A 14228-nucleotide genomic window follows, 5' to 3' on the forward strand; every position below is an offset into this window, starting at 1 on the left:
TAGAGAGGAAATATGAGTACTTTAGCAGAAATAGAAGCACTCCTGTTTGTAGCGGGGGAGGATGGCATTAGAGTCCGTCAGCTAGCTGAGGTCCTATCGCTTCCACCGACTGGGATTCAGCAAAGCTTAGAAAAGTTAGCCCACAAGTATGAAAAAGACCAGGATTCTAGTTTAGCACTGATTGAGACTGGTGGTGCCTACAGATTGGTGACCAAGCCACAATTTGCAGCGATTTTAAAAGAATACTCTAAGGCACCAATCAATCAAAGTCTATCTCGGGCCGCCCTTGAAACCTTATCCATCATTGCTTACAAGCAACCCATCACACGGATTGAGATTGATGCTATTCGGGGGGTTAATTCAAGTGGAGCGCTAGCTAAGTTACAGGCCTTTGAGTTGATACGAGAAGACGGGAAAAAAGAAGTTCTTGGGCGCCCTAATCTCTATGTAACTACGGATTATTTTCTAGATTACATGGGAATTAATCACTTGGAAGAGTTGCCCGTGATTGATGAGCTTGACATTCAAGCACAAGAAAGCCAATTATTTGGTGAAAGGATAGAAGAAGATGAGAATCAATAAATATATTGCCCATGCAGGAGTGGCCAGTAGGAGAAAAGCAGAAGAGTTGATCAAGCAAGGCTTGGTGACGGTTAACGGTCAAGTCGTGCGTGAACTAGCAACGACCATCAAGTCAGGCGACAAGGTCGAAGTTGAAGGTCAACCAATCTATAACGAAGAAAAAGTCTACTATCTGCTTAACAAACCGCGCGGTGTGATTTCCAGTGTAACGGATGATAAGGGTCGTAAGACTGTTGTAGATCTTTTGCCCAATGTGAAAGAGCGCATCTATCCTGTGGGTCGCTTGGACTGGGATACGTCTGGAGTCTTGATTTTGACCAACGATGGTGACTTTACAGATGAGATGATTCATCCTCGTAATGAGATTGATAAGGTCTATGTTGCGCGTGTGAAAGGAATTGCCAATAAAGAAAATCTCCGTCCTTTGACTCGTGGAGTTGAGATTGATGGCAAGAAGACTAAGCCAGCTGTTTACGAAATTCTCAAAGTAGATCCAGTAAAAAACCGCTCAGTTGTTCAGTTGACCATCCATGAAGGGCGCAATCACCAGGTTAAAAAGATGTTTGAAGCTGTTGGCCTCCAAGTGGATAAACTCTCTCGTACTCGTTTTGGACATCTAGACTTAACGGGCCTTCGTCCAGGAGAATCACGTCGTCTTAATAAAAAAGAAATCAGCCAATTACACACCATGGCTGTAACCAATAATAAATAATGAAAAAAATTTTAATTGCGCCAGTGCGATTTTATCAACGATTTATCTCGCCTGCTTTTCCACCTTCTTGTCGCTTTGAACCGACTTGTTCGAACTACATGATACAAGCTATCGAAAAGCACGGCGCCAAGGGAGTTTTGATGGGCTTAGCACGGATTTTACGGTGCCACCCTTGGTCCGAAGAGGGTAAAGATCCAGTGCCGGATGTTTTCTCATTAAAAAGAAATTCAAAATAAAAGAATCACATTTGTGGTTCTTTTTTGTTGCAGGAAATAAGTTACATGGTAAAATGTTGATTTCTACTACCTTTCTCCTATAAAAAGTGGTAAAATGGTTGAAAGAAAGAAGGGATAGAAATGACAACATTATTTTCTAAAATCAAAGAAGTAACAGAGCTTTCTGCTATCTCAGGTCATGAAGCACCTGTTCGCGCTTATCTTCGTGAAAAATTAACACCTCACGTGGATGAAGTGGTGACTGATGGCTTGGGTGGTATTTTTGGGGTTAAGCACTCAGAAGCAGCCAATGCACCTCGTGTTTTAGTAGCCTCTCACATGGATGAAGTTGGTTTCATGGTCAGTGAAATCAAAGCAGACGGGACCTTCCGAGTAGTCAGCATTGGTGGTTGGAACCCAATGGTTGTTAGTAGCCAACGCTTTAAACTCTTTACGCGCCAAGGACGTGAAATTCCAGTCATCTCAGGTTCAGTACCTCCACATTTGACTCGTGGGACAGGCGGGCCAACCATGCCAGCTATTTCAGATATCGTCTTTGATGGTGGTTTTGCAGATAAGGCTGAGGCTGAAAGTTTTGGTATCCGTCCTGGAGACACCATCGTTCCAGATAGTAGTGCAATCCTAACTGCTAATGAAAAAAATATCATCTCCAAAGCTTGGGATAACCGTTATGGAGTGCTCATGGTTAGTGAATTGGCAGAAAACTTGTCAGGTCAAAAACTGGGAAATGAACTTTACCTTGGTGCTAACGTCCAAGAAGAAGTCGGACTTCGTGGTGCTCATACCTCAACAACCAAATTTGATCCAGAAGTATTTTTAGCAGTTGACTGTTCACCTGCTGGTGATGTTTATGGTGGTCAAGGTAAGATTGGTGATGGAACCTTAATTCGTTTCTACGATCCAGGTCACTTGCTTCTCCCAGGTATGAAGGATTTCCTTTTGACGACAGCTGAAGAAATTGGAATCAAGTACCAATACTACTGTGGAAAAGGTGGAACCGACGCAGGTGCAGCTCATCTGAAAAATGGTGGTGTCCCATCAACAACAATCGGTGTTTGTGCCCGTTATATCCACTCTCATCAAACACTTTATGCTATGGACGATTTCCTTGAAGCTCAAGCTTTCTTACAAGCCTTGGTTAAAAAATTGGATCGTTCTACAGTAGATTTAATCAAAAATTATTAAACAGAAAAGATGGAGGTGATAGGGATGGAAGAACCAAACCTAGAAACCTTGATACGGGATCTTTACAATAATGCCCGTCAAAACCTGAGTGAAGATCTAGTGAATGCACTGCTAGAGACTGCTAAGAAATTACCTAGCACCAATGAGCGCTTGCTAGCAGTGCGACTTTCAGGGCTAGTCACACTTGAACTACTCAAAAATCCCAAGACCCCAGCGCCAGAGTTAGTCAATTTGGCTCGCTTTATCAAAAAGGAAGAAGCGAGATACAGGGGTGCAGCCGCATCTTCCTTTATGATTGGAGAGCTATTTAAAATGCTTTGATTCGAAAGAATCAAAGCATTTTTTTCGTTTTAAATTTGTTCTGCCAAAACCTTTTCAGCAAGGTTCATAGCGTGGTCTGATACACGAGTGTAATGTGAAATAATATCAATAAAGTTGACACCTGCTTGGGTAGAACATTCTCCGTTATTTAGACGTTTGATGTGAGTCTTACGAAGGACACGTTCCATGTTATTGATGTCTTCGTGTCGCTCGATAAGAGCTTTAGCTTTCTCAAGGTCGTTGTTTTCCACACTCTCAAGAGCATCTTTGACGAAATCACTAGTTTTAAGATAAATCTCTGCTAGTTCTTCTAAGGCAGCCTCAGAGAACTGAACATTCTTGCGTTGCAAGTAATCGTTAAGATTGAGCAGGGCTTCTGCGTGGTCTCCGATACGTTCCAAGTCTCGTGAAGAGTCAAGGATATTGGTTAAGACTTCACTCTCTTTTTGGCTCAAAGCTTCACCAGATAAACTAATGAGGTAACGAGTCAATTTTTCATCAATGGTATTGATAGCTTCTTCAGTCTTATGTCCCTTTTCTGCAACTTTTTCATTAGAGTTGATGATATAGTCGTAAGAGAGGTCAAAGGCTTTCGCAGCATAATTACCCAAGTGTAGAAGTTCTTTTTTAGCATTTCCAAGAGCGATAGATGGAGCTTGTTTGATCAGTTGCTCATCAAGGTAAAGTGGCTCGTATTTGACAACTTCGTCTTCTCCAGGGATAAGTTTGGTTACCAAGAAGGCAAGAGCTCCGATGAATGGAAACTGAATGATCGTATTGGTAATGTTGAAGGTTCCGTGGGCGAAGGCAATGGTCATTTCTGGAGCTAGATTTAAGAAGCTCTCAAACCATTGGATTAAGCCTGTAAATGGAACGAGGAAGATAATACAGATAACAGTCCCGATAACGTTAAAAGCCACATGGGCTGCCGCCACACGTTTGGCTGCAATATTAGCACCCAAAGAAGCGATAATAGCAGTGATGGTTGTTCCAATGTTATCTCCAAAGAGAACTGGTAGGGCACCCTGAAGGTCAATCAGATTGCTAGCGTAGAGATTTTGTAGAATCCCGATGGTTGCGGAGGAGGCTTGAATCAGAAGGGTTAAACCTGTTCCGACAAGAACACCCAAGATTGGATTTTTACTCAGTTCTACCATGTAGTCTTTAAAGACTTGTAAATCCTTAAGGGGTTCCATAGCGCCACTCATAAGATTGAGGGCAAAGAAGATACCACCGACACCAAAAACAATTCGTCCGATGTTATTGATGGTTCTATTTTTTGTGAAGAAGAGACAGACTGCTCCGAGAAAGAGCATAGGTAATGCGTAGTCTCCCAATTTAAAACCAATGATAAAGGATGTGACAGTTGTTCCAATATTGGCTCCCATAACAATCCCAATAGCCTGACGTAAAGTCAATAGTCCAGCACTAACCAGACCAACTGTAATAACCGTAACACCTGAACTCGATTGAATCAAGGCGGTCATCCCAATTCCAACTAAAATTCCAAAGAAAGGATTGCTAGTATATTTGTCAATGTAAAATCGAAGACGATCTCCAGCTGCTTGTTGCAAACCGTCCCCCATGGTTTTGATACTATATAAGAATAGTCCCAGGCCACCTAAAAAGTGAAATGCAATTTCCTGCCAATTAATGGACATTTTATTTTCCCTCCGAAAACTAATCGCGGAATTTCTCCCATTCTATTTTAAAGGATTAATAGCAATCTAACAAGTAGTAAATGAAGTTTTTTAAGAAAAATGCTAGTAAAAGTAGAAAAATGCTTCTGATTGTCTAATTTATATCATTTATTCACTCCTTTATAGATATTTATGGGCAAGTGTTGACTCTTCCTTTAAATAACGTAAAATAAAAATGAACAGTTCTGCTATTTCAAGAGCAGTTACTTTTTTTAAAACAAAAAATAAAGCGCTTACTTTTGAAAGTAAAAGGAGAAAAAGATGAAGAATCCATTTTTTGAGCAACGTTGCCGCTATAGTATTCGAAAATTATCTGTGGGTGCCTGCTCCTTGATGATTGGATCGGTTTTGTTTGCTAACCAGGCTTTTGCAGAAGAAGTCGCCCTTCCAGCAAATGAGACCACGACCACTGCTGTGGCTGCAGAACAAGCAGCAAATAGCACAACAGAACAACCAGCAACTGCTACAACAGAACAACCAACAACAGCTTCACCTGAAGTCTTGAAGCAGTTGGAGGAGACAGAAAACAAGGTTAGTGAACAGCCTATTTCAGAAGAAAAACCAACCTTGGACCAATTGACTACAGCTGATAAGGAAGCAACTAGCCCAGTTACTGAAACTCCTAAGGTTGAAGAAACACATGCAACTACAGAAAATAAGCCAGAAGAAAAAGCTACTGTTTCTGATGTTCCTAAGAAAGAAGAAAAAAGTCTCCGACCAAAAGAAATTAAGTTTGACACCTGGGAAGATTTGTTAAAATGGGAACCAGGTGCCCGCGAAGACGATGCTATTAACCGCTCTTCAGTAGAACTAGCCAAGCGCTATCGTGGACATGTTGTCAATGAAAAAGCTAATAAGGATGCCAAGGTTGAGGCTCTTGCTAATACCAACTCTAAGGCTAAAGATCATGCTTCTGTAGGTGGTGAAGAGTTTAAAGCCTACGCTTTTGACTACTGGCAATACTTGAATTCAATGGTCTTCTGGGAAGGCCTCGTTCCGACTCCAGATGTGATTGATGCTGGTCACCGAAATGGTGTTCCTGTGTTGGGAACTTTGTTCTTCAACTGGTCAAATAGTATTGCAGACCAAGAAAAATTTGCTGCAGCTCTTCAACAAGATGAGGATGGAACTTTCCCTATCGCTCGTAAGTTAGTTGATTTGGCTAAATATTATGGATTTGATGGATACTTTATCAACCAAGAAACAACAGGAGATATCGTAACGCCTCTTGGTAAGAAAATGCGTGACTTCATGCTTTATACCAAGGAGTATGCTGCCAAAGTCAACCACCCAGTCAAATATTCTTGGTACGATGCCATGACTTATGAATATGGTCGTTACCATGAGGATGGACTTGGTGAGTACAACTATCAATTCATGGAAAAAGAAGGCGATAAAGTGCCTGCAGATCACTTCTTTGCAAACTTTAACTGGACTAAAGAGAAAAATGATTACTCTGTAACAATGGCGGAATGGATTGGACGCAGTCAGTATGATGTTTTTGCAGGTTTGGAATTGCAACAGGGTGGTTCTTATAAGACAAAAGTAAAATGGGATGCCCTTTTTGATGAAAATGGAAAACTTCGCTTGTCACTTGGACTCTTTGCGCCTGATACTATCACGAGTCTTGGAAAGACTGGAGAAGACTATCACAAGAATGAAAATATCTTCTTCACAGGCTACCAAGGAGATCCGACTGGTCAAAAACCAGATAACAAGGACTGGTACGGCATTGCCAACCTCGTAGCTGACCGTACACCAGCAGTAGGTCGTACCTTTACAACATCCTTTAACACTGGACATGGTAAAAAATGGTTTGTGGATGGTAAAATCTCTAAGGATTCTGAATGGAACTATCGTTCTGTATCAGGTGTTTTGCCTACATGGCGCTGGTGGCAAACTTCATCAGGAGCTAAACTTCAAGCTAATTATGACTTTGAAGATGCCTACAATGGAGGAAACTCACTCAAGTTTGCGGGTAATTTGGCTGAAAATACTAACCAAGATGTTCGTCTCTACTCTACAAAACTGGAAGTAACGGATAAAACAAAACTTCGTGTTGCCCATAAGGGTGGTAAGGGAAGTAAGGTTTATGTAGAGTTTGCGACTCAGAAAAATTATACCTATGGTGGAGAGAATACTCGCAAAGAACTGACTCTATCTGACGATTGGACAAAAGACGAATTTGACTTGAGTGAATTGGCTGGGCAAAAGATTTATGGGATCAAACTCACCTTTGAAAATACTGCAACTGTCAGGGATTACCAATTCAATCTAGGAGAGTTGACTGTTACAGATAATCAAGAGGCTCCTCAAGCACCAACAACTCTAACAGTAGCTAAGCAATCTCTTAAAAACGCACAAGAGGCAGAAGCCATTGTTCAATTTAAGGGCAATAAAGATGCTGACTTCTATGAAGTTTACGAAAAGGATGGCGATGCTTGGCGTCTATTGACAGGATCATCAGCAACTACGATTTACCTACCAAAAGTTAGCCGTTCAGCTAGTGCAACTGGAACCAGTCAAGAGTTGAAGGTTGTCGCAGTTGGTAAGAATGGCCTTCGCTCTGAAGCTGCAACCACAAACTTTGACTGGGGAATGACGGTCCAAGACACCAGTCTTCCAAGACCTCTAGCAGAAAACATCGTTCCAGGAGCTACTGTTATCGGAAGTACCTTCCCAAATACAGAAGGTGGAGAAGGCATCGAAGGTATGTTGAATGGTACGATCACCAGCCTATCTGACAAATGGTCTTCTGCTCAGTTGAGTGGTAGCGTTGATATCCGTTTGACACAACCACGCCGTGTTGTTAGATGGGTCATGGACCATGCTGGTGCTGGTGGAGAATCCGTTAACGATGGTTTGATGAATACGAAGGACTTTGACCTTTACTACAAGGATGATGCTGGAGAATGGAAGCTAGCCAAGGCTGTTCGTGGCAATAGAGCTCATGTTTCAGATATCACTCTTGATAGCCCAATTACTGCGCAAGAATGGCGCTTGAACGTCATCACATCTGACAATGGAACACCATGGAAAGCCATTCGTATATATAACTGGAAGATGTATGAGACTCTTGATACGGAGAGCCAAAATATTCCAATGGCTAAAGTTGCAGCGCGTGTTCTAACTGACAATAAGGTTCAACTTGGTTTCTCAGAAGTTCCTGCTGGAGCAACAATTACAGTCTATGACAAGGCAGATTCACAAACTCCAATCGCTACCTTAAATACAGTAGTTGGAGGTGATTTGGCGACAGATTCATTGACCTTCGAAAAACGTCCGAGCCTTCTTTACTACCGTACACAATTGCCAGGTAAAGAAATCAGTAATACCCTTGCTGTAACAATTCCTCAGGATGAGAGAAAGATTAAGGCTGTTAGTCTAGAAGTTGCGCCTAAAAAGATGACTTATCAAGTTGGTGAAGAATTGAATCTTAAAGGTGGTCTTCTCCGTGTCAAATACGAAGGTGAAGAAGCAGACGAAGTCATCAACCTTAGTCATGCAGGTGTTACTGTTAATAGCTACGATGCTCACCACCATGGAGAACAAGAGTTAACAGTGACCTATCTTGGTTTACCGGTTGCAGGAAGCTTCAAGGTTCAAGTGACAGGTGAAGAAGCTGGTCCAAAAGAAATAGCAGCCTTGTATATTAGCAAGCAACCGAAAATTGACTACTTGGTAGGCGATGCTCTGGACTTATCAGAAGGCCGCTTTAAGGTCTTGTATGACGATGAAACTGAAACAGAACATAGCTTTACAGACGAGGGGATCGAAATTACAGGCTATGATTCTCAAAAAACAGGCCGTCAAAAACTTCAATTGCACTATCAAGGTCAAACTGTCGAGTTTGATGTTCTAGTGTCACCTAAGGCAGCTGTCAACGACGAATATCTGAAACAAGAAATCACATCTGCTCAAGGACGCAAAGGAACAACAGCTTATACATTTGCGGATGCCGAAAAACAAGCGGCTCTAGTTGAGAAGATTGATGCAGCAAAAGCGATCTTAGAAAACCACGATGCTAGCCAAGAAGCAGTCAACCAAGCCTTGAATGACTTGAAACAAGCTGGTGCTGACTTGAATGGTGTACAGGTTTATCAAGCAGCTAAGGAAGAACTTGAAACTCTTCTAGGGAAAGTTCGTGAGAAAAATGCAGATGATCCAATCATCGCTCAAGCAGAAACTCTCATTGGCTCAACAAATCCAAGTCCAGAAGCATTTGCGGACATGAAAGAAAAGCTGAATAAGAAACTAACTCCTGCAGAAGAAAGCCATCATGTAGGTAGCTTAGAAGATGAAACTGCTCCAACAGTTGAAGCTTTACCTGAGTTAGTGATTGAAACCGAAACTCAAGCCTTCGAGCGTCAAGAACGTCCGTCAGGAGACCTCTTGTTGGGTGAACGTCGAGTCGTTCAGGCAGGTGTAGAAGGTCAGACTCGTCGTCTGATTGAAGTTGATGCCAAAGGCAAACGCACTCTTCTTAAGACGGAAGTAGTCAAAGAAGCAGTGGCAGAGATTACTGAAATTGGTACGAAGGTAGAAAGTCGTGTTCAGCCAGTGGATGGAGTCAAAGATTTGACCATTAGTAACCCAGCACTAGTGATTGAGGAAGAAACAGTTGCATACGGACATGAAGAACGAGTAAATCCTAGTCTTAAAGCAGGTGAGCGTCGTCTGGTTCAAGCAGGAGTTGAAGGGCTTCGTAGAAATCTTGTAGAAGTCGATGCAGAAGGCAACCGTAGTCTTAAGGGGACAGAAGTAGTTAAAGAAACCGTAACTGAGATTGTTGAGATTGGGCCAAAAGTAGCTAAAGCTCCAACTACCCAACCAGTTGTGTCTACTCCAGCGGCTCAGGACACTAAGAAGGAAATTACAAAAACAGAACCTAAGACTGAAACATCCGTTGCGCCAGTTCAAGCAAGCCAAGCAGCGAAGCAAGAACCAGCAAAAGTAGAAGTTCAAGCTGAGAAACCTGAAGGAAAACAACTTCCAAATACAGGTGAAGAAGTCGATGCAAATCTTCTTGCCCTTGGCTTGGTTGGAGTTCTGGGTGGTTTCGGATTACTTGCCCAAAAGAAAAAAGAAGATTAAGTTAGATAGTGTATCTAACATTTACTTCATACAGTAAAAAGATTTGACTATTAGTAGTCAAATCTTTTTTTAGACTTGCTGAGGTGAAAAACGAGAAGTACCTATCGTTTCTTGAGGGATTCTCTATATTTACCAATGAGAAATGGTTCAGGGGAAAAGTTTAAGGTTTTGCTATCTCTTTTATTGATTTTGTGATATAATTAACACGTAAAAAAAAAGAAGGAGTCATATCTAATGGCAAAATTGACTGTTAAAGACGTTGACTTGAAAGGGAAAAAAGTTCTCGTTCGTGTTGACTTCAACGTACCTGTAAAAGATGGCGTGATCACTAACGACAACCGTATCACTGCAGCTCTTCCAACTATCAAGTATATCCTTGAACAAGGCGGACGTGCAATCCTCTTCTCTCACCTTGGACGTGTAAAAGAAGAAGCAGATAAAGAAGGTAAATCACTTGCTCCTGTAGCTGCTGACTTGGCTGCTAAATTGGGTCAAGAAGTTAAATTTATCCCAGGCGTTACTCGTGGTGCTGAATTGGAAGCAGCTGTTAACGCTCTTGAAGATGGACAAGTTCTCTTGGTTGAAAACACTCGTTACGAAGATGTTGACGGCAAGAAAGAATCTAAAAACGATCCTGAACTTGGTAAATACTGGGCATCACTTGGAGATGGTATCTTCGTAAACGATGCATTCGGTACAGCTCACCGTGCACACGCATCTAACGTAGGTATCTCAGCAAACGTTGAAAAAGCTGTTGCTGGTTTCCTTCTTGAAAACGAAATTGCTTACATCAAAGAAGCAGTTGAAGCTCCAGAACGTCCATTCGTAGCCATCCTTGGTGGTTCAAAAGTTTCAGACAAGATTGGTGTTATCGAAAACTTGCTTGAAAAAGCTGATAAAGTTCTTATCGGTGGTGGTATGACTTACACATTCTACAAAGCACAAGGTATCGAAATCGGTAACTCACTTGTAGAAGAAGACAAATTGGATGTTGCTAAATCTCTTCTTGAAAAATCAAACGGCAAATTGATCTTGCCAGTTGACTCAAAAGAAGCAAATGCATTTGCTGACTACACTGAAGTGAAAGACACTGAAGGTGAAGCAGTAGACCCAGGATTCCTTGGTCTTGATATCGGTCCTAAATCAATCGCTAAATTCGACCAAGAATTGACTGGTGCGAAAACAGTTGTATGGAACGGACCAATGGGTGTATTTGAAAACCCTGACTTCCAAGCTGGTACAATCGGTGTGATGGACGCTATCGTGAAACAACCAGGCGTTAAATCAATCATCGGTGGTGGTGACTCAGCTGCTGCAGCGATCAACCTTGGACGTGCAGACAAATTCTCATGGATCTCTACTGGTGGTGGAGCTTCAATGGAACTCCTTGAAGGTAAAGAACTTCCAGGACTTGCTGCTTTGACTGAAAAATAAGAAAACCTAAAAAGGAGAACTCAGGTTCTCCTTTTTTTGCGCTCTTTTAATGTTTGGGAGTGTCGAGGGATAATTGGACAGAATCCAAAAAAAACAGTAAAATAGAGGAATACCAATCTAAATGAAATTTGAGTGATGAACGTGGAAAAAAGAGGGAATCTTACTAAAACAGCTATTTGTGGTATTATCAATGTCACCCCAGATTCTTTTTCTGATGGGGGCCAATTTTTTGCTATTGAAGAAGCCTTAAAACAGGCTCGAAAATTGATAGCTGAAGGTGCTACTATCTTAGATATCGGTGGTGAATCTACTCGACCTGGAAGCAGCTATGTTGAGATAGAAGAGGAAATCCAACGTGTCGTTCCAGTCATTCAAGCTATCCGTCAAGAAAGTGATGTTCTGATTTCAGTCGACACTTGGAAGAGTCGAGTCGCAGAAGCAGCTTTACAGGCTGGTGCTAATATAGTCAATGACATTACCGGTCTCATGGGGGATGAAGTCATGGCGGAAGTGGTTGCTAAAGCAGGAGCTCAAGTGGTCATCATGTTTAATCCAGTTATGGCACGCCCTCAGCACCCTAGTTCGCTCATCTTCCCTCATTTTGGATTTGGAGAGACTTTCACAAAGGAAGACTTGGCTGAATTTGAACAACTTCCAGTAGAAGAATTGATGGCAGCTTTCTTTGACCGTGCACTTGCAAGAGCGAAGAAGGCAGGAATATCGAAAGACAAGATCATGCTGGATCCAGGGATCGGCTTTGGCTTGACTAAAAAGGAAAATCTGGTACTTTTACGTGACCTTGATAAATTGCACGAGATGGGATATCCAATCTTTTTGGGAGTCTCTCGCAAGCGCTTTGTCATCAATATTCTTGAAGAAAATGGATTTGAAGTCAATCCAGATACAGAAGTAGGTTTCCGCAATCGTGATATTGCTTCGGCTCATGTAACCAGTATTGCCGCTAGACAAGGTGTGGAAGTGGTGCGCGTGCACGATGTAGTCAGTCACAAGATGGCAGTCGACATTGCATCAGCTATCCGCCTAGCAGATGATGCAGAAAATTTAGATTTGAAACAATATAAGTAAGATGAATAAAAATGAAACGAATCAGTGGATAGTAAACTATCGGACAGACCAACCTCATTTTGGTTTGGAAAGAATGGTAGAGCTTTTAGCTTTACGTGGCAATCCTCATCTCAAGCTTAAGGTTATCCACATAGGTGGAACCAATGGTAAGGGATCTACCATAGCTTTTTTGAAGAATATGTTGGAAAAGATGGGACTAAGAGTTGGTGTCTTTAGCTCTCCCTATCTGATTCATTATACCGACCAGATTGCCATTAATGGAGTATCTATCCCAGAAGCGAGATTAGAAGTCTTAATGTCTGAATATCGTTCACTACTTGAAGGGGAGCATGCTCAAGTCTTACAAGGAACGACAGAATTCGAGATTATCACTGCTATAGCCTATGATTACTTTGCTTCTGAGCAGGTTGATGTGGCGATTATGGAAGTTGGTATGGGTGGACTTTTGGATAGTACCAACGTCTGTCAGCCTATTCTAACAGGTATTACGACCATTGGGCTGGATCACATAGCTTTACTTGGTGATACTTTGGAAGCCATCGCAGAGCAGAAAGCAGGCATTATCAAGCCAGGAGTTCCCCTTGTAACGGGGAACATTGTCCCAGAAGCCTTGGCGGTTATTGACCAGATTGCGAAAGCGAAACAAGCTCCTAGACTTGCCCATGGAGATGACTATCAGCTCAATCATTGTGAGAGTACCGTAACGGGCGAAATCTTCGACTATACAAGTACGCTTAGACAAGATCGCTTTCAAACAGGTCTGCTTGGTTTGCACCAGATAGAGAATGCTGGAATGGCACTAACTTTGTTGGATGCCTATTGTCATGAGACTGGGCGAGAATTGCCAGAAAATTATTTAGTGGCTCAAGCTTTAGAGGAAACAAGCTGGCCTGGACGTTTAGAAGTTGTTTCTAGAAAACCCTTGATGATTTTAGATGGGGCCCACAACCCCCATGCAATCAAAGCTTTATTAGCTACCCTGAAAGAACGATTTGCTGACTATCACAAGGAAATCCTCTTTACTTGTATAAAAACCAAGGCCTTGGAGGATATGTTAGATTTATTAGAAACCTTGCCAGATACTGAGCTTACGCTTACTCACTTTGATGATGGTCGAGCAACGGATGAAGAAGTACTAAAGAAAGCAGCTGATTCTAGAAATCTTAACTACCAAAGTTGGCAGGCGTTTCTAGATCAAAATATGCTAGACGATGAAGAGAAAAAAACAGTTAGGATCATCACGGGCTCCTTGTATTTCTTGAGCCAGGTGAGAGCCTATCTGATGGAGAGGAAAAACTAGAGAATGGATACACAAAAAATTGAGACGGCTGTCAAAATGATTATCGAGGCAGTCGGTGAAGATGTCAACCGCGAAGGATTGCAGGAGACACCTGCTCGGGTAGCTCGCATGTACCAAGAGATTTTTTCAGGTCTTGGGCAAACTGCTGAAGAGCACCTGTCAAAATCCTTTGAGATTATTGATGACAATATGGTAGTGGAAAAGGATATTTTTTTCCATACCATGTGTGAACACCACTTCTTGCCATTTTATGGGAAAGCCCATATTGCTTACATCCCAGATGGCCGTGTAGCAGGTTTGTCGAAGCTTGCACGTACAGTTGAAGTTTATGCTAAAAAGCCACAAATTCAAGAACGCTTGAATATCGAAGTAGCTGACGCCTTGATGGAATACCTAGGAGCTAAGGGAGCTTTTGTTGTGATTGAAGCAGAGCATATGTGTATGAGTATGCGAGGTGTCCGAAAACCAGGAACTGCAACCTTGACAACAGTAGCTCGTGGAGTCTTTGAAACGGATAAAGACCTCCGAGATCAAGCATACCGTTTGATGGGACTATAAGAAATCTGTTTTAAGTAGAT

Annotated in this window: 11 protein-coding genes; 10 read left to right on the top strand and 1 reads right to left on the bottom strand. The window is 42.0% G+C overall.

The window, feature by feature from the left end; translation table 11 throughout:
• Positions 1-12 precede the first annotated feature (12 nt).
• The 5 genes from scpB to ACWPVF_RS01415 all read left to right on the top strand — a co-directional run bounded on the left by scpB (position 13) and on the right by ACWPVF_RS01415 (position 3036).
• The gene (gene scpB / locus ACWPVF_RS01395) at positions 13-582 is read left to right on the top strand and encodes an SMC-Scp complex subunit ScpB (protein WP_016466837.1); all 570 of its coding nucleotides are present in this window, start codon (positions 13-15) and stop codon (positions 580-582) included.
• Positions 569-1294: a pseudouridine synthase gene (locus ACWPVF_RS01400; RefSeq protein ID WP_016466836.1), complete on the top strand. Its 726-nt coding sequence runs from the start codon at positions 569-571 to the stop codon at positions 1292-1294. The genes scpB and ACWPVF_RS01400 overlap by 14 nt, the downstream gene beginning before the upstream one ends.
• On the top strand, positions 1294-1530 hold the full coding sequence (gene yidD, locus ACWPVF_RS01405) for a membrane protein insertion efficiency factor YidD (protein WP_016466835.1): 237 nt from the start codon (positions 1294-1296) through the stop codon (positions 1528-1530). Before ACWPVF_RS01400 ends, yidD begins: the two co-directional genes overlap by 1 nt.
• 120 nt (positions 1531-1650) lie before the next feature.
• Positions 1651-2715 (top strand): glutamyl aminopeptidase, encoded by a 1065-nt coding sequence (gene pepA, locus ACWPVF_RS01410; RefSeq protein WP_454384237.1) that lies wholly within the window; start codon positions 1651-1653, stop codon positions 2713-2715.
• Between the two features lie 24 nt (positions 2716-2739).
• On the top strand, positions 2740-3036 hold the full coding sequence (locus tag ACWPVF_RS01415; RefSeq protein WP_314945637.1) for a bacteriocin immunity protein: 297 nt from the start codon (positions 2740-2742) through the stop codon (positions 3034-3036).
• Between the two features lie 29 nt (positions 3037-3065).
• Here the strand turns inward: ACWPVF_RS01415 and ACWPVF_RS01420 are convergent, their stop codons facing one another.
• Positions 3066-4697, bottom strand: coding sequence for a Na/Pi cotransporter family protein (locus tag ACWPVF_RS01420; RefSeq protein WP_454384239.1), 1632 nt, complete (start codon positions 4695-4697; stop codon positions 3066-3068).
• A gap of 300 nt (positions 4698-4997) precedes the next feature.
• Between ACWPVF_RS01420 and ACWPVF_RS01425 the strand changes: the two genes are divergently transcribed.
• From ACWPVF_RS01425 to folE, 5 genes are all read left to right on the top strand, one after another.
• On the top strand, positions 4998-9830 hold the full coding sequence (locus ACWPVF_RS01425; protein WP_454384241.1) for an endo-beta-N-acetylglucosaminidase: 4833 nt from the start codon (positions 4998-5000) through the stop codon (positions 9828-9830).
• Between the two features lie 234 nt (positions 9831-10064).
• Positions 10065-11264, top strand: a complete 1200-nt coding sequence (locus ACWPVF_RS01430) for a phosphoglycerate kinase (protein ID WP_045614609.1) — start codon at positions 10065-10067, stop codon at positions 11262-11264.
• 135 nt (positions 11265-11399) lie between these two features.
• Positions 11400-12350 (top strand): dihydropteroate synthase, encoded by a 951-nt coding sequence (gene folP / locus ACWPVF_RS01435; protein ID WP_454384244.1) that lies wholly within the window; start codon positions 11400-11402, stop codon positions 12348-12350.
• Between the two features lies 1 nt (position 12351).
• A complete protein-coding gene (locus ACWPVF_RS01440; protein WP_454384246.1) occupies positions 12352-13650 on the top strand; it encodes a bifunctional folylpolyglutamate synthase/dihydrofolate synthase in 1299 nt (432 codons plus the stop codon).
• A 3-nt stretch (positions 13651-13653) separates the two neighbouring features.
• Entirely contained in the window at positions 13654-14208 is a 555-nt protein-coding gene (folE, locus tag ACWPVF_RS01445) for a GTP cyclohydrolase I FolE (protein ID WP_214262416.1), read from the top strand.
• Positions 14209-14228 lie beyond the last annotated feature (20 nt).

This window comes from Streptococcus sp. Marseille-Q7087, assembly GCF_965111935.1.